Annotated in this window: 18 protein-coding genes and 1 tRNA gene; 9 read left to right on the top strand and 10 right to left on the bottom strand. The window is 69.4% G+C overall.

Annotation, left to right across the window (positions count from 1 at the left end):
- Nucleotides 1-96 precede the first annotated feature (96 nt).
- Together HUN07_RS01550 and HUN07_RS01555 are read left to right on the top strand one after the other, a co-directional pair.
- A complete protein-coding gene (locus HUN07_RS01550) occupies nt 97-1,197 on the top strand; it encodes a DegT/DnrJ/EryC1/StrS family aminotransferase (protein WP_174907532.1) in 1,101 nt (366 codons plus the stop codon).
- Nucleotides 1,194-2,168 carry a Gfo/Idh/MocA family protein gene (locus HUN07_RS01555; protein ID WP_174907534.1) on the top strand — a complete coding sequence of 325 codons (975 nt, stop codon included), beginning with the start codon at nt 1,194-1,196 and terminating at the stop codon, nt 2,166-2,168. The genes HUN07_RS01550 and HUN07_RS01555 overlap by 4 nt, the downstream gene beginning before the upstream one ends.
- A gap of 118 nt (nt 2,169-2,286) precedes the next feature.
- Here HUN07_RS01555 and HUN07_RS01560 read toward each other — a convergent pair whose 3' ends face one another.
- The 3 genes from HUN07_RS01560 to HUN07_RS01570 form a co-directional block, all read right to left on the bottom strand.
- Entirely contained in the window at nt 2,287-3,132 is an 846-nt protein-coding gene (locus tag HUN07_RS01560; protein WP_174907535.1) for a TrmH family RNA methyltransferase, read from the bottom strand.
- Nucleotides 3,133-3,197: 65 nt separating this feature from the next.
- The gene (locus tag HUN07_RS01565) at nt 3,198-3,818 is read right to left on the bottom strand and encodes a DUF4304 domain-containing protein (protein WP_174907537.1); all 621 of its coding nucleotides are present in this window, start codon (nt 3,816-3,818) and stop codon (nt 3,198-3,200) included.
- A 48-nt stretch (nt 3,819-3,866) separates the two neighbouring features.
- Complete coding sequence (locus HUN07_RS01570; protein WP_174907539.1) at nt 3,867-4,274, bottom strand: hypothetical protein; 408 nt, start codon at nt 4,272-4,274, stop codon at nt 3,867-3,869.
- A gap of 204 nt (nt 4,275-4,478) precedes the next feature.
- On the opposite strand from HUN07_RS01570, the gene HUN07_RS01575 reads away from it, so the two are divergent.
- A complete protein-coding gene (locus tag HUN07_RS01575) occupies nt 4,479-5,129 on the top strand; it encodes a CatB-related O-acetyltransferase (protein WP_114723740.1) in 651 nt (216 codons plus the stop codon).
- A 6-nt stretch (nt 5,130-5,135) separates the two neighbouring features.
- Here HUN07_RS01575 and HUN07_RS01580 read toward each other — a convergent pair whose 3' ends face one another.
- Entirely contained in the window at nt 5,136-7,346 is a 2,211-nt protein-coding gene (locus HUN07_RS01580) for a hypothetical protein (RefSeq protein WP_174907541.1), read from the bottom strand.
- A gap of 117 nt (nt 7,347-7,463) precedes the next feature.
- Between HUN07_RS01580 and HUN07_RS01585 the strand changes: the two genes are divergently transcribed.
- Together HUN07_RS01585 and HUN07_RS01590 are read left to right on the top strand one after the other, a co-directional pair.
- Nucleotides 7,464-8,240, top strand: a complete 777-nt coding sequence (locus HUN07_RS01585) for a glycosyltransferase (RefSeq protein WP_114723742.1) — start codon at nt 7,464-7,466, stop codon at nt 8,238-8,240.
- A 66-nt stretch (nt 8,241-8,306) separates the two neighbouring features.
- Nucleotides 8,307-10,157, top strand: a complete 1,851-nt coding sequence (locus HUN07_RS01590) for a glycosyltransferase (protein ID WP_254622733.1) — start codon at nt 8,307-8,309, stop codon at nt 10,155-10,157.
- A gap of 12 nt (nt 10,158-10,169) precedes the next feature.
- Here the strand turns inward: HUN07_RS01590 and HUN07_RS01595 are convergent, their stop codons facing one another.
- The 5 genes from HUN07_RS01595 to HUN07_RS01615 all read right to left on the bottom strand — a co-directional run bounded on the left by HUN07_RS01595 (nt 10,170) and on the right by HUN07_RS01615 (nt 14,399).
- On the bottom strand, nt 10,170-11,030 hold the full coding sequence (locus HUN07_RS01595) for a class I SAM-dependent methyltransferase (protein ID WP_114723744.1): 861 nt from the start codon (nt 11,028-11,030) through the stop codon (nt 10,170-10,172).
- Nucleotides 11,031-11,139: 109 nt separating this feature from the next.
- A complete protein-coding gene (glfT1, locus tag HUN07_RS01600; RefSeq protein ID WP_254622734.1) occupies nt 11,140-12,051 on the bottom strand; it encodes a galactofuranosyltransferase GlfT1 in 912 nt (303 codons plus the stop codon).
- A complete protein-coding gene (wzt, locus tag HUN07_RS01605) occupies nt 12,048-12,866 on the bottom strand; it encodes a galactan export ABC transporter ATP-binding subunit Wzt/RfbE (RefSeq protein ID WP_114723746.1) in 819 nt (272 codons plus the stop codon). The genes glfT1 and wzt overlap by 4 nt, the downstream gene beginning before the upstream one ends.
- An 11-nt stretch (nt 12,867-12,877) precedes the next feature.
- Nucleotides 12,878-13,759, bottom strand: a complete 882-nt coding sequence (gene wzm / locus HUN07_RS01610) for a galactan export ABC transporter permease subunit Wzm/RfbD (protein ID WP_174907543.1) — start codon at nt 13,757-13,759, stop codon at nt 12,878-12,880.
- Nucleotides 13,760-13,826: 67 nt separating this feature from the next.
- Complete coding sequence (locus tag HUN07_RS01615) at nt 13,827-14,399, bottom strand: bacterial proteasome activator family protein (protein ID WP_114723748.1); 573 nt, start codon at nt 14,397-14,399, stop codon at nt 13,827-13,829.
- A gap of 136 nt (nt 14,400-14,535) precedes the next feature.
- On the opposite strand from HUN07_RS01615, the gene HUN07_RS01620 reads away from it, so the two are divergent.
- Nucleotides 14,536-15,738, top strand: coding sequence for a cysteine desulfurase-like protein (locus HUN07_RS01620; protein ID WP_114723784.1), 1,203 nt, complete (start codon nt 14,536-14,538; stop codon nt 15,736-15,738).
- Nucleotides 15,739-15,747: 9 nt separating this feature from the next.
- On the opposite strand, the gene HUN07_RS01625 is transcribed toward HUN07_RS01620, so the two are convergent.
- Entirely contained in the window at nt 15,748-16,743 is a 996-nt protein-coding gene (locus tag HUN07_RS01625; RefSeq protein WP_174907545.1) for an NAD(P)H-quinone oxidoreductase, read from the bottom strand.
- Between the two features lie 37 nt (nt 16,744-16,780).
- Here HUN07_RS01625 and HUN07_RS01630 point away from each other — a divergent pair, with 37 nt between their 5' ends.
- The 3 genes from HUN07_RS01630 to HUN07_RS01640 all read left to right on the top strand — a co-directional run bounded on the left by HUN07_RS01630 (nt 16,781) and on the right by HUN07_RS01640 (nt 18,608).
- The gene (locus HUN07_RS01630) at nt 16,781-17,962 is read left to right on the top strand and encodes an alpha-hydroxy-acid oxidizing protein (RefSeq protein WP_174907547.1); all 1,182 of its coding nucleotides are present in this window, start codon (nt 16,781-16,783) and stop codon (nt 17,960-17,962) included.
- A gap of 79 nt (nt 17,963-18,041) precedes the next feature.
- Nucleotides 18,042-18,476 carry a MarR family winged helix-turn-helix transcriptional regulator gene (locus HUN07_RS01635; RefSeq protein WP_114723785.1) on the top strand — a complete coding sequence of 145 codons (435 nt, stop codon included), beginning with the start codon at nt 18,042-18,044 and terminating at the stop codon, nt 18,474-18,476.
- 42 nt (nt 18,477-18,518) lie between these two features.
- Nucleotides 18,519-18,608, top strand: a tRNA-Ser gene (locus HUN07_RS01640).
- Nucleotides 18,609-18,699: the final 91 nt, after the last annotated feature.

The raw sequence follows: 18,699 nt of genomic DNA on the forward strand, positions 1-18,699 counted from the left end.
CCTTCCGGGGGCGGGAGGCAGCACTTCGCTACCCTCAGGCGGTTGCCCCCGATGATTCGCGGGGTGTCTCGAAGGAATCTATCGGAGGGCCATTCAGTGATTGCAATCTCGAGCATCTCGTTCGGGGAGGACGTCGAACGGGAGGTCCTGGACACGCTGCGGTCGGGGATCGTGGCGCAGGGCCCCAAGGTCAAGCGGCTCGAGGAGGAGTTCGCGGCGCTGGTCGGTGTCCGGCACGCGGTGGCCGTGAACAACGGCACCACGGCGCTCGTCGCGGCCCTGCAGGTGCAGGACCTGCAGCCCGGCGACGAGGTGCTGACCAGCCCGTTCACCTTCGTGGCGACGCTCAACGCGATCCTGGAGGCCGGTGCGACGGCGCGTTTCGCCGACATCTCCGAGGCCGACTTCAACCTCGATCCGGCCGTCGCGGCCACCCGGATCACCGACCGGACGAAGGTCCTGCTGCCGGTGCACCTGTACGGCCAGTCGGCGGACATGGCGGCGCTGATGCCGCTCGCCGGCGAGCACGGGCTGTCCGTCGTGGAGGACGCCGCGCAGGCGCACGGCGCGACATTCGACGGCCGCGGCGCCGGCAGCTTCGGGCTCGGCTGTTTCTCGTTCTATGCGACGAAGAACCTCACCACCGCCGAGGGCGGCATGATCACCACCGACGACGACGTCCTCGCCGACCGCCTGCGCGTGCTCCGCAACCAGGGCATGCGGGAACGGTACGTCTACGAGATGGCGGGCCAGAACTACCGGATGACGGACCTGCAGGCCAGCCTCGCGCTGCCGCAGATGGCGTCGTACCCGCAGCAGGTCGAGGCGCGGCGCCGCAACGCGGAGGCCCTGCAGGCGGGCCTGAAGGATGTCGCCGGTCTGCAGTTGCCGAGCGAGCTGCCCGGCCGCGAGCACGTGTGGCACCAGTTCACGCTGCTGCTGGCCGAGGACGCGCCGATCGATCGCGACACCCTGTCGGCCCGGCTGACCGAGCGGGGTGTCGGCAGCGGCATCTACTACCCGAAGGCGGTCTACGACTACGAGTGCTACCGCGAGCACCCGCGCGTCGTCATCGAGGACACCCCGGTCGCGACGTCGGTCGCGGCCCGCTGCCTGAGCATCCCCGTCCACGCTCGACTGTCGGAGTCGGACGTGGACCAGATCATCGCCGCGGTCCGCGGCGCGATGGAGGCATGAGCATGAGCAACCCGAAGATCGCCCTGATAGGTGCCGGCAAGATGGGCTCGCTGCACGCCCGCGTCGTGTCGCAGTCGCCGCTGACCGACCTCGCGCTCGTGATCGAGCCCAACGCCGAGCAGGGCCAGGCCGTGGCCGAGCGCTGCGGTGCGCAGTGGGCGCCCGACTTCACCGACCTGTCCGGCGTCGACGCCGTCGTCGTCGCGGCGGCCACCCCCGCGCACTACGAACTCGCCGGACGCGTCCTCGACCTCGGCAAGCCGCTGCTGGTGGAGAAGCCGCTCGCCGCCACCTACGAGCAGAGCGTCGACCTGGTGGAGCGTTCGGCGCGCGCCGACGTCCCGCTGATGTGCGGTCTGCTCGAGCGCTTCAACCCGGCCGTGCGCACCGCCCGCGAGTTCGCGGGCGAGGTGTGGCAGGTGACCGGCACGCGGCACTCGCCGTTCGTGTCCCGCATCCCGACCGGTGTCGCGACCGACCTGCTCATCCACGACCTGGACCTCGCGATCGGGTTCGTCGGCTCGGAGCCTGTCCAGGCCCGCGCCGAGTTCGGCTACTTCCATCCGACCTCGATCGAGAACCGCGCCGAGGACAGCGCAGACGCCGTCATGCGCTTCGAATCCGGCGCGGTGGCAACCATTTCCGCGAGCCGGCTCAGTCAGCGCAAGATCCGTCAGCTGTCGCTGCTCGAGGCGGACCGTCTCATCGAGATCGATCTGCTGCGCCGCGACATCACCGTCTACCGGCACGTCGACGACGACATCACCGCCGACGGCAGCAGTTACCACCAGCAGACGATCATCGAGATCCCCACGATCCGGTACAGCGAGGAGCCGCTCTCCGCGCAGCTCGGACACTTCGTCGGACTGCTGAACGGCACCGGCGACGTTGCCGCCGAACGGGCCTCGATCCTGCCCGCGCACCGCGCGGTCCACGAGGCGACAGTGTCTGCGGTCTCGGCGATCAGCTGAAGTTGCGGGCGATCATCGCTTGCACCAACGCGGCGGTCGGGAAGTCGGCCATGACGACTCCCGCCCGCCTGCGACCAGTGCATCGCCGGGCGGCGAAGCGCGCCCAGTATTACTGGACCTACCCGGAAGCCACGCCCAGCGGCCGCCGGAGGCGCTGTCTCGTGGTCTCGTAGAGCACGACGGATGCCGCGTTGGCGGCGTTGAGCGAGCTGGCCGAACCCGTCATGGGGATACGCACGACCCGGTCGACGCCCTCGCGCCACGCCGCGCTCAGGCCGGTCGTCTCGTTGCCGACGACGAGCAGCGTCGGCAACGTCAGGTCGACATCGAAGACATCGGCGTCGCCGTTCTCGTCCGTTCCGACGATCTGGATGGGGACACCCGCGGCGCGATGCGACCCGACCCACGAGAAGACGTCGTGTGGGGACGACACTCGTACGGTCGGCACGGCGAACAGCGATCCGGTGCTCGCCCGCACGGCGGCACTGTCGTACGGGTCGGCCGCGTGTCCTGTCACGATGACGCCCGCCGCCCCGAACGAGTCGGCGGAACGGATGACGGAGCCGAGGTTGCCGGGGCTGGTGGGCCGGTCGAAGGCAACGCCGAGGAAGTCGTGCGCGACCGGGATGCGTCCCAGATCGTCACTGGGAAGGGACATTACGACGATGAGCTCGGGGGCGTCGGCCCCCTTCTCGCCGAGTTCGACGATCAGCTCGCGCGTGAGGGCGAATCGCTCGCCTTCGGCCCTGTCCAGGACGTCCCGCGCCCACTCGGACGGCCGGCGGTCGGCGTCGAAGAGGACGGCCTCGACGGCCCATCCTCGGTCGAGTGCGATCGTGATGGGCCGCACGCCCTGTACGACGAACGCGCGCAGGCGCTGCCGCTTGTTGCGGTTCGTCAGCAGCGCCTGCCATTGCTGGAAACGCGCGTTGCGCGTGGTGATCTTGTTGGCTGCCGGCGACATGCCGACACTCTAGAGACCTTCGACCCGAATCCGCAGCGGGGTATCCCCGGCCGGCCTACCGTCTCTCACCGGCGTTCGACGTCGGTGACGGCGACGGGGTAGGAGTCCGCCGCTTTCCGGAACTGTTCCTCGAGTCGCGGCCACCGGGGCTCGGCACCGAACCGCGAGCGCGCACGCAGATACTGCTCGCGCGCACCGGACTCGTCACCCGTGGCGAGTCGGTAACGCAGGACGTCGAAGTCGATGTCCGACCCCACGGATCGGACGATGTCGTCGGGGCCGCGAAGCTGACCCATCGCCGCCAGCGCCTCGGTGAGTGCAGCGCGCAGCTGGCCGGCGACGGCGGGAACATCGGTGTCGGCCTGCACGGTCACGTGCGGTCCGATCCCGGTCGCGATGTTCTCGATCCGGCGCCGGTACTGGCAGTCCACCTCGGCGGGACGGTCCTGCACCGGCCGTCCGATGACCCGGTCGAACTCCGGGGAGTAGACGCCGCAGTTGGTGTAGAAGCGGATCGACTCGTAGCTGTTGCCCGCCGAGCGTTGCAGGTTGACGACGTCGACCAACCCGTCCCGCTCCCGGGTGAAGGTCAACCTCCGCTTCCGGAATCCGTGCTCCTTCAGGAGCGGGACAGCGCTCTCGCCGAGGAGGGTGGCGAATACTTGCTCAGCCGATGGATGCTCCATTCGGACATGCTCGCAGACCCGGGCGGCTCCCCGCCACAGATGAATTCGTCAGGTCAGTGGTTCGGCCGGTGATTGCTCCCAGCCGTCCCCGGTCCACGAGATGTCGATGGGGTATTCACTGTTGACGCCGGTGGCCCAGTAGTCGATGGTGCCGTGGTGCGGCGAGTCGAGTTCGATCCAGCCGATGGAGAACTCGTCGCGCAGCAGGCGTCGGGCGCGACGGTCGACGGCGCCCAGCGAGGTGCACAGCCCGCGGATCCGCGACTCGATCCAGTCGGCCGAGGGGTCCGGGACCGTGATCTCCAGGCTGCTCCCGTCGCGCAACGGGATCACGACCAGCAGCTCACCGGAGTCCGGTCGTATCTCCCGGGTCGCGCGACGCTCATAGGCGCGCAACAGCTCCCGCGGGTCGTAAGGCGCACCACCGGACCGTCTGGACTGACCGAAGCGAAACACCGGCTCATTCTGGCTCACCCGACGCGGGGCGCGACCCGTTCCAGCTTCCAGACCTTCCCGGAGGGCGGCGGCCGCTTCGAGTCCCGGACAACACCGACGGGCAATAGGTGCGGGTTCCGCAGGTGGTAAATCGGTGGCGTGGGCGGCTCGGTACCGCGATCATGAACCGGCCACCGATACGCAACCGATGAGGAATCGCTCCCCATGCCTGTGTCTGCCGACCCGACGATCCTCCATCCGATGCCTGAGCAGCCGCGAGTGGTGCTACTCAGGCCGATGCTGAAGTCGCCGCTGATCGAGGTCGGGGAGTTCTCCTACTACGACGATCCGGACGATCCGACCGCGTTCGAGACGCGCAACGTGCTCTACCACTACGGGCCGGAAAAGCTGATCATCGGGAAGTTCTGCGCGCTGGGCACCGGAGTGCGGTTCATCATGAATGGCGCAAACCACCGCATGGACGGCCCCTCGACCTTTCCGTTCCCCACCATGGGCGGCTCGTGGTCCGACCACTTCGACCTGCTCACGGATCTGCCGAACCGAGGGGACACCATTGTCGGAAACGACGTCTGGTTCGGCCACAGCGCGACGGTGATGCCCGGCATACGGATCGGACACGGCTCGATCATCGGCTCCGGTGCCGTGGTCACCCGCGACGTACCCGACTACGGCATTGTCGGCGGCAATCCGGCCCGTCTCATCCGCACCCGCTACAACGACGAGGACATCGCCCGACTCCTAGCCGTGGCCTGGTGGAACTGGCCGACCGAGCACATCACTGACCATGTGCGAACGATCATGTCGGGGAGCATCGCCGATCTGGAAGCCGCTGCCCCGCACATCCCGCAGGTGTGACGCCTTTCAGCGTCGGGACATCGGCTGGCCCACCTTCCTCCGCCGCACCGCGAACCATGCGCCCTGGCCGAGGGCGACGAGCAGTCCGGCGCCGGCGAGGCCCCAGCCGAGGTTGCTTCCGGGAGGGGTGAATCGGAGGGTCAGCGTCGATTCCGCGCCGCCGCTGTCGGGCAACTCCACCTGCAGCAGCCCGCCGGGGCTTTCGGTGATGTCGACCGGCTCGCCGTCGACGGTGGCCGTCCACCCGGGCCATGCGAGGAGCGCGAACGTCGCAGTGCCCGAACCGGTGTACGTCAGCGTCTCGTGCGTGTCGGTGGAGGCGGAGTCGCCGGTGACCTCGAGTCCCGGAGTGGTCGCGGACAGTCGCCCGTCGGGCCACTGGTGCGGCGCGGTGCGGGTGCCGACGGTGACGCCGTGCTCGACGCGGACGTCCCATTCGTCGGTGGGCAGCGCGTCGAGCGCGTGCGGGCCGCCGTACGGGCCGCTGTTCTGCACGACGACGGTGTCGATGCGCATAGCGTCGAGCCACGAGACCCCGGTGCCCGGCGACTCGGCGAGCAGGCGGCCGACGCCGTCGCCGCAGGGGACGCCGCCGTAGTAGTTGATGCACAGGTCGTCGACGAACGAGTTGAAGCTGATACCCGCGTAGTTGTTCACGGCCTCCACCCCGGCGGGCTGGTACAGGCTGCCGAACAGCACGTCACCCCACTGGCCGGTTGGGTCGTCGGGGTTGATGTTCTCGCGGTCCGCGATCACGAACGTCGTGCCGGGATAGCGCTTCTCGAAGTGCTCGTCGAGGAACGCCTCCTGGCGCGGGAACTTCCAGGGCGTGACGTTGTAGTTGCCCGTGAACCACAGGTTGGTCTGCGCGGCCAGCGCCACGACGGTGCCGGCCACGAGCGCCCCCGCGAGCAGGCGGGGCTTGCGGAACGACACCACGAGCGCGAGCGTGGTGAGCGCGACGGTGATCGCGAGTGCCGCGAGGTGGGTGCCGATGTCCTCGGGGATCTCGGCCCACGACAGGTAGAACTGCGCGACGATCAGCCCGGCGGTGATGCCGAGGCGCAGCTTCCACCGGTCCCGCGCGAGCCCTGCGGACAGCGCGACGGCGGCGATGACGATCACCGGCAACTGCCCGTACTCGATGAGGCGGGCGGGCCAGCGGAACAGCCACAGATTCGACGGGCCGAGCAGCAGGATCAGGTAGATGCCGCCGAACACGGCCAGCGAGATGCTGCTGCGGCCGAGGCGCCGCAACGACCCCCACCGAATCCACGGCGCGAGCGGAACCAGGAACCAGGCGAGGTAGACGAGTGGGACGGTGGCGGCGGTCGATTCGAAGATCGGCCCGTACGGCCGGTTCGACAGCGCCGACAGGTTGATCAGGTCGCCGAGGCCGGGGCGCAGGGCGTCGTCGTTGCGGATGCCGGTCTGGGTGCGGACCGAGACGCCGGTGGTGAACGCGAGCGGCAGGTAGACGATGAGCGACATCATCACGATCGCGACGCCGCTCACGATCAGCGACCGGATCCCCGGGAACGGGCGTTCGGTGTCCCCGGCCCGGTTCCGGACGACGGTTTCGGCGAGCACCGCCAGATAGACGACGGCCACCGCGACGGCGCCGTACGGATTGCCGGTCGTCATCGCCAGGAAACCGAACAGGATCGGCACCAGCGGATTGACCCGGCCGGCCGCGCTGGCGCGCGTCGACCACCACACGTGCGGGATCCAGGCGAAGGCGATCAGGCCCGACGCCCACGTGGACGCGTCGAAGTACAGGGTGTATCCGGCGAACGGCATCGCGAAGCCGGCGACGAACGCCATCGACCGGGAGGCGCCGTACTGCCGGGCGAGAACGTAGACACCGACGGCGAGCAGCGCCAGGAACTGCATCTTCACGAGCGTCATGCCGACCGCGAGGTTGGGCACGAGCGCGACCAGTGCGGCCTCGGCGAGCAGGACCGGGTTGTAGGTGCCGTACAGCGCCTCGGCGGTGATGTTGCCGCCCGCCCACATCTCGGGGAACAGGGTGGGCCACGAGCCGTTCAGGAGCCGTTCGCCGATGGTGTGCCAGCCGGGCGCGAACGCCGCGGCGCTGTCGTCCCAGTAGTAGAACCACCGGTTCGACAGCAGCGGGACGGCCGCGACGAGGGCCACGAGCGCGGCGAGCAGGGCGGGTGGCGTCACACGTTTGAGCAGCGGCAGATCAGAATTCACGGCGGGCTTTCGTCGTCGGACGGATTGCGCGGCGGCAGCATCCCTGTCGTCGGAGCGTAATATTCCGCCCGGTTCACAATGAAGTCGGGGAAAAACGAGTAGGTCGGAGGACATCGGGTGCAGACGAGCTCCGGAGGCGGCGTCGACGGTGGCTACGACCTGTCCGTCGTGATTCCGGCGCACAACTCGGCCGACGTCCTGGCGACCACGGTGCGACGGTTCGCCGAGCGCTTCGACGGCCAGGCCGTCGAGATCATCGTCGTCGAGAACGGTTCCACCGACGCCACGGCCGCGATCTGCGCCGACCTGGCCGCCGGATGGGACGCCGACGGTGTCGCGTTCGTGCCGATGCAGAGCGACAAGGGCATGGGCAACGCGCTGCGGACCGGCGCGCTCGCGTCGCGCGGTGCGCGCGTGCTGCTGACGGCGGACGACCTGCCGTTCGGTTTCGACGACGTCGACGGCGCCGACCGGCTCGCCCGCGAGAGCGGCCGGGCACCGGCGGTGGTGATCGGCTCCAAGGCGCACCCCGAGTCGGTGGTCGACCGCGGCCTGGCCCGTGCCGTGATGACCCGCGGGTTCGCGCTGCTGCGCCGCACCATCCTCGGGACCCGCACCGGCGACCCCCAGGGCACGTTCGTGGTGGACGGCGACCTGCTGCGGGCGCTGGCCCCGCACCTGACCGAGACGGGCTTCCTGTTCACCACCGAACTCGACTACGCCGTCGAATCCGCCGGAATCAGGCCGGTGGAGGTGCCGATCCGGCTCAGCGACGAGCACCGTGCGCACGCCAGCCGCATCTCGGTCGGCGACGTCGTGCAGATGGCCAAGGGCCTGCTGACGCTGCGTCGGCGCAAGGAGTCGCTGCGCTCGGCGGCCTTCGCGGCCGCCTGACCGTACCGGCCGGTCAGGTCGGATGCGGCGCGCGTCGGCGGGCCGTGTCGCGATACCCTGCCGGGTGTGGATTCAGCTGACTCGTCCGAGACCCGTACCGCCTCCGACAGCGGGCTGACCCCTCGCCTCCTGGCGCAGCGCACCCTGTTCGCCGGCACCTCGCCGGTCGCGAACGAGGAACTGTATGCCGTGGTCGAGAAGGGCGAATCCACCCGTGATCGCTTCTCGCTGAGCCTGCACGCCGGCGCCCGCGCCAACACCAACACCTTCTTCGGACGGTTCCCGGCCAGCTACTGGCAGCGGTGGACCGCTGTCCGTGAGGTCACCGCCAGCGTGCGGGTCCTGTCCACCACGTCGTGCCGGGTGCTCCTCGTCGCGTCGGACATCGGCGGCCATCGCCGCATCGTCGGGGCCACCACCGCGGACGGTCAGGGCACCGTTGCCCTCAGCAGCGCCCTCGACCAGTTCGTCGACGGCGGCTCGCTGTGGCTCGAATTCGAGGCGTTGGACGCGGAGGTGACGTTCGACCAGATCGAGTGGAGCGTCGAGGCGGCCCTCCCGCCGCGCCCTGTCGCGGTCGCGATCTGCACGTTCAACCGCGCCGACGACTGCGCGAAGACGGTGGCGGCGCTGGCGTCGGACACGACCGTCGTCGAGCGCCTCGAGACCGTGTACGTCGTGGACCAGGGCACCGACCCGGTCCAGGACCGCGAGCTGTTCCAGCAGGTCGCGCCCGCGTTCGGAGATCGCCTGCAGTACATCCGCCAGCCGAATCTCGGTGGCGCGGGCGGCTTCACCCGCGGGCTGTTCGAGGCGTCGGCGTCCGGCGACGACACCGACGTGATCCTGATGGACGACGACATCCTGTGCGAGCCGGAGACCGTGCTGCGGCTGAGCGCGTTCGCCAACTGCACGATCACCCCGGCCCTGATCGGCGCCGAGATGCTGTTCCTGTACAACCCCAACTACCTGCTGGCCACGGCCGAGCGGGTGGACCTGGCGACGCTGCGGCGCGGATTGCCGACGGACCAGTACAGCGAGCACAACTACAACGTGCTCGAGGAGCTGCCGGAGCGGCGCGTCGACGCCCAGTACAACGGCTGGTGGTCGTGCCTGATCCCGGCCGAGGCGCTGCGCCGGATCGGGCTGCCGCTGCCCGTGTTCTTCCAGTGGGACGACGTCGAGTTCAGCCTGCGCGCGGGCCGGGCCGGGATCCCGACGATCACGCTGCCCGGCGCCGCGGTGTGGCACGCGGACTTCTACTGGAAGGACGTCGACGGCTTCGCGCACTACTTCAGCACCCGCAACGGCCTGATCACCGCGGCACTCGATCCCGGTTTCGCGCCGTCCGCGCTGGCGAAGAACCTGGCGCGCGACATCTCCCGGTCGATCGTGAGCATGCAGTACGGTCTCGCGCACACCCAGCTGCGTGCGCTCGAGGGATTCCTCGAGGGACCCGGTGCGTTGGTCGACGGCGGACAGGCGGCGCTCGCGTCCGTCAACGCCGAGCGAAAGCGCTTCTCTGAGACTGTGACCCGTCCCGCGTCGGAGCTGCCGATCGTGCCGGTGCGGCGGGCGGATCCGCCGCCGCAGTCGCACCGCGAGGACCTGGTCCTCGCCAAGCGGGCGCTGTGGCAGGCGCGTGGCCGGCTCGAGCCGGGGCCGGTGACGGTCTCGTTCGAGGACGCGCAGTGGTGGCACGTGAGTCGATTTGCGCACGTGTTCGTGACCGACGCGTCGCAGTCCGGGGTCCGGGAACGCCGGTTCGATCGCGAACTGGCGGCCGAGATGACCGGACGCCTGTTCGGGGTGATGAAGCGCTTCCGCGCCGACGCGCCCACTGTCGCGGAGGCGTACCGGCGCGAGTTCCCGCAGCTGACGAGCCGGGAGAACTGGGCGCGCCTGTACGGAAAGTGATCCGCGGCCGGATCATTCGCGGAGCCGCACCACGACCTGTTCGTGGTTGGCGGTGTACGCGAGGTAGTCGAACTCGAGTCCCGTGCGGGTGGCGAACTCGGTCCACGCGCGGTGCTCGTGGTCCTGCCAGCCGGGGTAGTTGAAGTACTCGTCGAACATCAGCACCGTGCCCGGCACCAGCCGGTCGGCGAGCAGTTCGAGCACCGTGCGAGTGGACGAGTACAGGTCGGCGTCGAGGTGCGCGAAGGCGACCGGGCCGGGATGCTCGGCGAGGAAGCCGGGCAGCGTGTCCTCGAACAGCCCGGACACGAGCTGCGCGCCGGGCACCGACGGCACGTCCTGCTGTGCGAACTCGCCGGCCGGGAATCCCGTGCGCCACGCCTCGGGCAGTCCCGTCCACACGTCGAAGCCCCACACCTCGTGCCCGGTGGGGCGCAGCGCCTCGCTGATGATCTTCAGGGTCGTGCCGCTCGCGACGCCGAACTCGAGCGCCAGCCCGTCGACCTTGACCACCTCGAGCCCGTACCGCAGCGTGTCGTGGGGGTGCCAGAACACGGGTGCCTTCGGCATGTGGTCGAGCACGAACTGGGCGCTCTCGGCGGTGGCCTGGATGTCGAGCGCGTGCGAGATGTCCCGGCGGGCGCGCTGTTCGAGCTCCTCGAGGCGCTCGGTCACCGACGCCACCTGCCCGCGCGCCTCCGCGAGTTCGTGCAACACCCGTTTCATCTCGCCGTTGTTCGCGGCGAGCTCCGCCAGCAGCTGATCGTGCCGGTTCTCGCTCTCGATCCGGGCCTGACGGTCCGAATCGCGGAGCACCTCCGCGACGGCCCGTTGCAGTTTGAGCCGGGACGACTTCTTGAACCGATCGAGCATGCGCGGACCCCTCCCACGTGAACGTCGAGTTCGTCCCCATGCTGCCAGGGTTGCCCCCGCCGCGCAGGGTGGCGCCCGGCCCCGCCGGGGTGAAGCGCGGGGGTGAGGGTCAGGGCCGCTGGAACCGCTCCCGACGTCCGAGCCCGCGCAACCGCATCCATTCGGCGAACCCCTTGGGGTCCCGGCGGGAGACGAGGAAGTACCAGCCGAAGCGCGCGTACTCCTGTGGCAGCAGCTTGCGCATGCCCGGCTGAGACATCAGATAGCCGCGGTTGCGGTACGTGAAGAAGCGCTTGGTCTCGTTGTCCGGGTACTGCGTGTGCATCCGGCCGCCGAGGATCGGCTTGAATTCGTCGGCGCCGTTGGGGTGCACGTACGCGGTCTGCAGGCAGGTGCCGAACGGCAGCCCGGAACGGACCAGGCGGCGATGCACCTCCACCTCGTCGCCGCGCACGAACAGGCGCAGATCCGGGACGCCGACGGCGTCGATCGCGGACGCCGAGAACAGGGCGCCGTTGAACAGCGACGCGATGCCGGGCAGCAGGTCGTCCTCGCCGAGTTCGGAGCGCAGCCGCTTCCATTCGGTGCCCCGTCGGAGCGGGAACGCGAGCCGGTCCGGGTCGTCGATGTCGCACACGACGGGGGAGACCTCGGCCAGGCCGTGCCTCTTCGCGCAGCCGAGCAGGGTCGCGAGCACGTCGGGGCCCTCGGGGCGGCCGTCGTCGTCGGCGAGCCACACCCAGTCGGCGCCGAGCGACAGCGCGTAGAGGATGCCGAGCGCGAAGCCGCCGGCACCGCCGAGGTTGTGCTTGGAACCCAGATAGGTGGTGGGGACGTCGGCGCCCTCGACCAGCTCGCGGACGTCGGGCTCGTCGGCGTTGTCGACCACCACGAGGTGGTCGAGCGGACGGCTCTGCCCGGCGAGCACCTTCAGCGACTGGGCGAGCAGTTCCCGACGCTTGTGGGTGACGACGACGCCCACGATCTTCTCGGTCGCCGTGTCACTGATGCGTTCGGTCACGAAGCGCGCTCCTGGCCCCGCTCGCGCTCCATGTCGGCGATGGTCTGACGCACGTGGTCGGCGGCGTCGTCGCCCTCGTACGCGCGGACCACGTCCTCGATCTCGCCGTGCATGCGGATCTCGCCGTGGTCGATCCACATCGCGCTGTCGCACAGTTGCGCCAGGAACTCGTTGGAATGGCTCGCGAACACGAGGATGCCGGAGCGCTCGACCAGCTTCTGCAGCCGGATTCGCGCCTTCTTCATGAACTCGGCGTCGACCGCGCCGATGCCCTCGTCGAGCAGCAGGATCTCGGGGTCGATGCTGGTGACCACGCCCATCGCGACACGCACCCGCATGCCGGTCGAGTAGGTGCGCAGCGGCATGTTCAGGTACTCGCCCAGCTCGGTGAAGTCGGCGATCTCGTCCATCTTCGCGAGCATCTGCTTACGCGTCTGCCCCAGGAACAGGCCGCGGATGATGATGTTCTCGTAGCCGGAGATCTCCGGGTCCATGCCGACACCCAGGTCGAAGACGGGCGCGACTCGGCCGCGGACGCGGGCGCTGCCGCGGGTCGGCTCGTAGATGCCCGACAGCAGGCGCAGCAGCGTCGACTTGCCGGCGCCGTTGTGCCCGACCAGCCCGACGCGGTCGCCCTCCTTCAACGACATCGTGATGTCGCGCAGCGCCTCGACCACGACGACGTCGGAGTCGTTGCGGCCGATCGTCCCGCCGGCCTTGCCGAGGAACGCTTTCTTCAACGACCGTGACTTGGCGTCGAAGATCGGGAAGTCGACGCACGCTCCGTGCGTCTCGATGCTCACGTTGCTCGTCATGTGGTGTCCCCCTAGACCCAGTAGGCCACGCGGGCCCGGTACTTGCGTAGCGCGAACAGTGCGACCGCCCAGCCGACGACGGTGAACGCCAGCACGATGTACCAGTGGTAGGCCTGCTGGTCCGCGCCGATCATGGGCGCGCGGATGATGTCCAGGAAGTGGAACAGTGGGTTGATCTCGGCGATCTTCGCTCGCTCGGCGACGTCGCCACCCTGCGCCTCGAGCGCGTCGGTGGACCAGAAGATCGGGGTGAGGACGAACAGCAGCAGCGTCAGGCTGCCCAGGATCTGGGCGATGTCCCGGTAGCGGGTCGCGAAGATGCCGAACACGATCGACACCCACAGCGCGTTGAGGACGATGAGCCCCAGCGCGGGGATCGCCGCCAGGGACGTCCAGCTCATGTGCCGCCACACCCCGAACGCGAACACCATGATCACGTAGATCAGCAGGTTGTGGCCGAAGAACAACAGTTGCCGCCACACCAACCGGTAGATGTGCACGCTCAGCGGCGACGGCAGCTGCTTGATCAGCCCCTCGTTGGCGATGAACACCTCGGAGCCCTCGAGGATCGACGCACTGATCAGGTTCCACACGATCAGGCCCACCGTGACGTACGGCAGGAATGTCTGCAGCGGCATCCCCAGCAGCGCCGAGTACAGGATGCCCATCGCGGTGGCCTGCACGCCGGTGGCGATCGTGATCCAGAACGGACCGATCACCGACCGGCGGTACCGCTGCTTGATGTCCTGCCAACCCAGATTGAGCCACAGCTCACGCTGCGCAAACCCCTCCCGCAGGTCCTGGAACGCGCGACGGAACGTCTGCGAATCGGACATAACGGCAGGGGTGTCGGCGTCGGACGCCGGCTCGTGATCCAAGGCTGCTGCTGACACGGGTTCCGAGCCTACCGTTCGCGGTGGAGTTGCCGGTTTCGGCGCACTCGATCTGTTCCTGCGTGCGCTACAGGTACTGCCCGGTGCCGGCCTGCGGATTGTCGTCCGGACCCTGCATGCGGTGCTGCGGTCCCATGCTCATCCCGGGCGGAAGCGCGCCCTGACGCATCTGCTCGAGCTGCGCGCGGGCGGCCATCTGCTGTGCGAACAGCGCGGTCTGGATGCCGTGGAACAGTCCCTCGAGCCAGCCGACCAGCTGGGCCTGCGCGATCCGCAGTTCGGCGTCGGTGGGCACGGAATCGTCGTTGAACGGCAGCGTGAGCCGCTCGAGCTCCTCGCGCAGCTCGGGGGCGAGACCCTGCTCGAGCTCGCGCACCGACGACTTGTGGATCTCCTTGAGCCGGGTGCGGCTGGCGTCGTCGAGCGGTGCGGCGCGCACCTCCTCGAGCAACTGTTTGATCATCGTGCCGATGCGCATGACCTTCGCCGGCTGCTCCACCATGTCGGCGAGCGCGTCCTGGTCGCTCTGGCCCGACGAGTCGTCTGCGGCCCCGTCGGTGCGGGTCGCGGCCGCGGACACCGGAACCGGATGGCCGTCGGGTCCGATCACCAGCACGCGTTCGTTCTCCGGTTGCGTCATGGCTCCATCTTGTACGTTTCGGTGCCGGTTTGCCGAGGGTGGGTCGGCAGTGTCGGAAGTGTCGTGTGCTAGAGCACGTTCCGAAAAGTCGGATCTGAATCACGCGGTGTTGACAGTGGGACTTAGAGTGTCCGTCATGGCTTACGACGTTGCCCGGGTACGGGGACTGATCCCGTCACTGGGCGATGGATGGGTCCACCTCGACCCGCAGGCCGGTATGCAGATCCCGGACGCGGTCTCCCGCACCGTCTCGACCGCGTTCCGCGCATCGGCGTCGTCGTCAGGCGGACGGCACGTGTCGTCGCGCCGCAGTGCCGCCATCGTCGCGGCAGCGCGAGAGGCCGTCGCCGACCTGGTCGGCGGCGACCCGGCGGGTGTCGTGCTCGGTGCCGACCGTGCGGTGCTGCTGGCCTGGCTGGCGGAATCGCTCAGTTCCCGGCTGGGTCTCGGTACCGGGCTGGTGCTGTCGCGCCTCGACGAGGAGGCGAACGTCGCGCCCTGGCTGCGCGTCGCGAGCCGGTACGGCGCGCAGGTCCGGTGGGCCGAGGTGGAGATCGAGACGTGTGAGCTGCCGAGCTGGCAGTTCACGGAACTGGTGCAGCCGACGACGCGCCTGATGGCGCTCACCGCGGCGTCCCCGATCGTCGGATCCGCGCCCGCCGTCCGGGCGGCCGCGGACTGCATCCACGAGGTGGGCGGACTGCTCGTCGTCGACGCCGTCGGGGCCGCGCCGTACGCGCACATCGACATCAACGACCTCGGGGCCGATGTCATCGCGGTCAGCGCGCCGTCGTGGGGCGGCCCGCAGGTGGGTGCGCTGGTGTTCCGGGACCCGACGCTGCTCGACCGCATCCCCGCGGTCTCGCTCAACCCGTACGCGCGCGGTGCCGAACGCATGGAGGTCGGCGGCCACCAGTTCGCGCTGCTGGCCGGGCTGACCACGTCGATCGACTTCATGGCCGGGCTCGAGGAGACCGCGACCGGCACCCGCCGGGAGCGCCTCGAGACGTCCATCAGCTCGCTGCAGGCCTACCACGACCAGCTGTTCGAATACCTGATGCGGTCGCTCGATTCGCTGCCTCAGGTGACGGTCATCGGCCGGTCCCCGATCCGGGTGCCCACACTCAGCTTCACCGTCGCCGGGGTGCCGGCCGACAAGGTGGCCGCGCACCTCGCCGACAACCGGATCGCGACCGTCAGCGGCCTGCAGTGCGGCAACCGCCTGCTCGACGCGCTGGGTGTCAACGACGAGGGCGGCGCGATCACCGTGGGTCTCGCGCCCTACACCACCCGCTACGAGATCAACCAGCTCGTCAAGCATCTCGGAACGCTGGGCTGACCAGGCCCGTCAGTCCTCGCGCACGCTGAGCACCACCTTGCCGACGGTGTCGGGGGAGTCGAGCATCTCGTGCGCGGTGGGCGCCTCGGTGATCGGCAGTTCCGCGTGCACCACCGGCGCGACGATGCCCTCGCCGACCAGCGGCCACAGCTTGTCCCGGACCGCCGCGATCACGGCGGCCTTGCTCGACGGACCCGTCTCGGGGCGTCCGCGCAGTCCGGTGGCCAGCACCCGGGCCCGCTTGGCGAGCAGCTTGCCGATGTCCAGTTCGCCCTTGCGTCCGCCCTGCATGCCGATGATCACCAGCTGACCGTCGGGGGCCAGCGCGTCGAGGTTGCGACCCAGGTACGACGCACCCATGTTGTCGAGGATCAGGTCTGCCCCGCGGCCGCCGGTGTCCTCGCGGAGCACCTGCACGAAGTCGGCCTCGCGGTAGTTGACCAGGATGTCGGCGCCCAGTTCGGCGCAGCGCTCGAGCTTGTCGGCGGAGCCGGCGGTGACGGCGACCCGCGCGCCGAGCGCCTTGCCGACCTGGATCGCGTGGGTGCCGATGCCCCCGCCGCCGCCGTGCACCAGCAGCACCTGGCCGGCGTGCAGGCCGCACTCCATCACCAGGTTGGACCACACCGTGCAGGCGACCTCCGGCAGCGACGCCGCCGCCCGCAGGTCCAGGCCCTCGGGCACCGGCAGCAGCTGGGTGGCGGGGACGGCGACCTTCTCGGCGTAGCCGCCGCCGGCGAGCAGCGCCGCCACCCGGTCGCCCACCTTCCAGCCGTGGACGTCGGGGCCGACCTCGGCGATCACGCCGGAGCATTCCAGGCCCAGGATGTCGCTCGCGCCGGGCGGCGGCGGATACATGCCGCGCCGCTGCAGCAGGTCGGCGCGGTTGACGGCGGTGGCGGCGACGTCGATCAGGACCTCGCCGGGGCCGGGTGTCGGATCGGGAACCTCGGACCAGGTCATCACTTCGGGTCCGCCGGGCTCGGAAATCGTGATCGCGTACATACCCGTGACGCTAGTCGGACCGCGCTAGCGTCACCGGATGACCTTCTTCGGCAACATGCAGAACGAGATCTACCTGACCGGCATCGGCGGCGCCCGCCCCGAGTTGCCGATGACCGCCGCCGGACTCGAGGCGCGGGCCCGCGAGGAACTGAGCACCGAGGCCTACGCGTACATCGCGGGCAGCGCCTCCACCGAGCGCACCGCCGCGGCGAACCTGGACGCCTTCACCCGCCGCGCGCTGGTGCCGCGGATGCTGCGCGGGACCGGGTCACCCGACGCGCGGGACCTGAGCGTCGACATCCTCGGCACCCGGCTCGCGGCACCGGTGCTCACCGCCCCGATCGGGGTGCTCGGTCTGGTTCGTGAGCGGGGTGAGGCGATCGTCGGCGAGGTGACCGCCGAACTCGGGATCGGCTCGGTGCTGTCGACGGCGGCGTCGTCCACCATCGAGGACGTGGGCGCCGTCTCGGGCGACAACTGGTGGTACCAGCTGTACTGGCCCGCCGACGACGAGCTGGCGCAGTCGTTGGTGCAGCGGGCCGCCAAGGCTGGCGCCAAGGCGATCGTCGTCACCGTCGACACCCCGGGAATGGGCTGGCGGCCAAGGGATCTGGAACTCGGTCACCTACCGTTCCTGCGGGCGCAGGGCATCGCGAACTACCTGTCGGATCCGGTCTTCCGCTCGCGGCTGGCGACCCCGCCGGAGGAGAGCCCGGAGGCGATGCAGATCGCGGTGCTCACGTGGGTGTCGCTGTTCGGCAACCACGCGCTGCGCCCGTCGGATATCGCGAAGATAAACGAGTGGACCGGTCTCCCCGTTTTGGTGAAAGGCATTGTCCACGAGGACGATGCGCGTGCCGTGGTGGACGCGGGCGCCGACGGGGTGGTCGTGAGCAACCACGGCGGCCGGCAGGTGGACGGTGCCATCGCCGCGCTGGACGCGCTCGGCCCCGTCGCCGCGGCGGTGGGGGATCGGGCCACCGTCCTGCTCGACTCCGGAATCCGTTGCGGCGCAGATGTGTTGATCGCGCTGGCGCTCGGTGCCGACGCGGTGCTCTACGGGCGGCCGTGGGCCTACGGTCTCGGCCTGGCGGGCGCCGACGGTGTCCGGCACGCGCTGCGAATACTGTTGGCGGATTTGGACGTCACAATGGGGTTGGCCGGTTTGTCCAGCGTCGCCGAGGTCGATTCGAGCGTGCTTCGCGCTGTCGGACGATAGGTAGCACTACTATGCATTCGTGACAGCAGATGCTCGAGTAACCACGGGTGCCGGGGTGGCGTGGCTCGGTGCCGACGAGATGCGCGCGTGGCGCGGTTTCATAGACGGCAGTCAACGACTGATGGACGTACTCAACCGAGAGTTGGAGACAGGGCACGACATGTCTTTAGCCGAGTACCGGATCTTGGTGATGCTGTCGGAGTCCCCGGACGGATCGCTGCGGATGAGCGACCTCGCGGACGGCGTGCTGTCGTCGCGCAGTCGCCTCACGCATCAGATCCGCCGTATGGAGGCCGAGGGCATGGTGGAGCGCAGCCAGTGCGTCGAGGACGGTCGCGGCGTGCTCGCGGTCATCACCGACGAGGGCCGGCGACGGCTCGGCGAGGCCGCTCCCACCCACCTCTCCGGGGTCCGCCACTACCTGATCAATCTGCTCAGCAAGTCGGAGATGCGGATGCTCGCCGACGTCTTCGAACGGGTCGACGAGGCCATCGGCGACCGCGCCGCCAGCTGATCGGTTTCACCCCCCGTCGCGCATGCGGTTAGGATCTGCCACGGAAGCGTGGCAGAGCGGCCGAATGCACTCGCCTTGAAAGCGAGCGTGGCGTTAAACCCACCGGGGGTTCAAATCCCTCCGCTTCCGCCAAGGTCAGGGGCGGTTTTGAGAAACCGCCCCTGACGTCGGAAGATCCAACAATGTTCCGACATGACACAGCTATGACACGCGATCGCTAGTA

Origin of the sequence: Rhodococcus sp. W8901 (genome assembly GCF_013348805.1) — a bacterium.
In the GTDB taxonomy this organism is placed as follows: domain Bacteria; phylum Actinomycetota; class Actinomycetes; order Mycobacteriales; family Mycobacteriaceae; genus Prescottella.

Coding starts and splice junctions, on each gene's coding strand:
- HUN07_RS01555 (WP_174907534.1), top strand. CDS start 1,194: ATGAGCATGAGCAACCCGAAGATCGCCCTGATAGGTGCCGGCAAGATG.
- HUN07_RS01560 (WP_174907535.1), bottom strand. CDS start 3,132: ATGTCGCCGGCAGCCAACAAGATCACCACGCGCAACGCGCGTTTCCAG.
- HUN07_RS01565 (WP_174907537.1), bottom strand. CDS start 3,818: ATGGAGCATCCATCGGCTGAGCAAGTATTCGCCACCCTCCTCGGCGAG.
- HUN07_RS01575 (WP_114723740.1), top strand. CDS start 4,479: ATGCCTGTGTCTGCCGACCCGACGATCCTCCATCCGATGCCTGAGCAG.
- HUN07_RS01595 (WP_114723744.1), bottom strand. CDS start 11,030: ATGCTCGATCGGTTCAAGAAGTCGTCCCGGCTCAAACTGCAACGGGCC.
- wzt (WP_114723746.1), bottom strand. CDS start 12,866: ATGACGAGCAACGTGAGCATCGAGACGCACGGAGCGTGCGTCGACTTC.
- HUN07_RS01615 (WP_114723748.1), bottom strand. CDS start 14,399: ATGACGCAACCGGAGAACGAACGCGTGCTGGTGATCGGACCCGACGGC.
- HUN07_RS01620 (WP_114723784.1), top strand. CDS start 14,536: ATGGCTTACGACGTTGCCCGGGTACGGGGACTGATCCCGTCACTGGGC.
- HUN07_RS01625 (WP_174907545.1), bottom strand. CDS start 16,743: ATGTACGCGATCACGATTTCCGAGCCCGGCGGACCCGAAGTGATGACC.
- HUN07_RS01630 (WP_174907547.1), top strand. CDS start 16,781: ATGACCTTCTTCGGCAACATGCAGAACGAGATCTACCTGACCGGCATC.
- HUN07_RS01635 (WP_114723785.1), top strand. CDS start 18,042: ATGCGCGCGTGGCGCGGTTTCATAGACGGCAGTCAACGACTGATGGAC.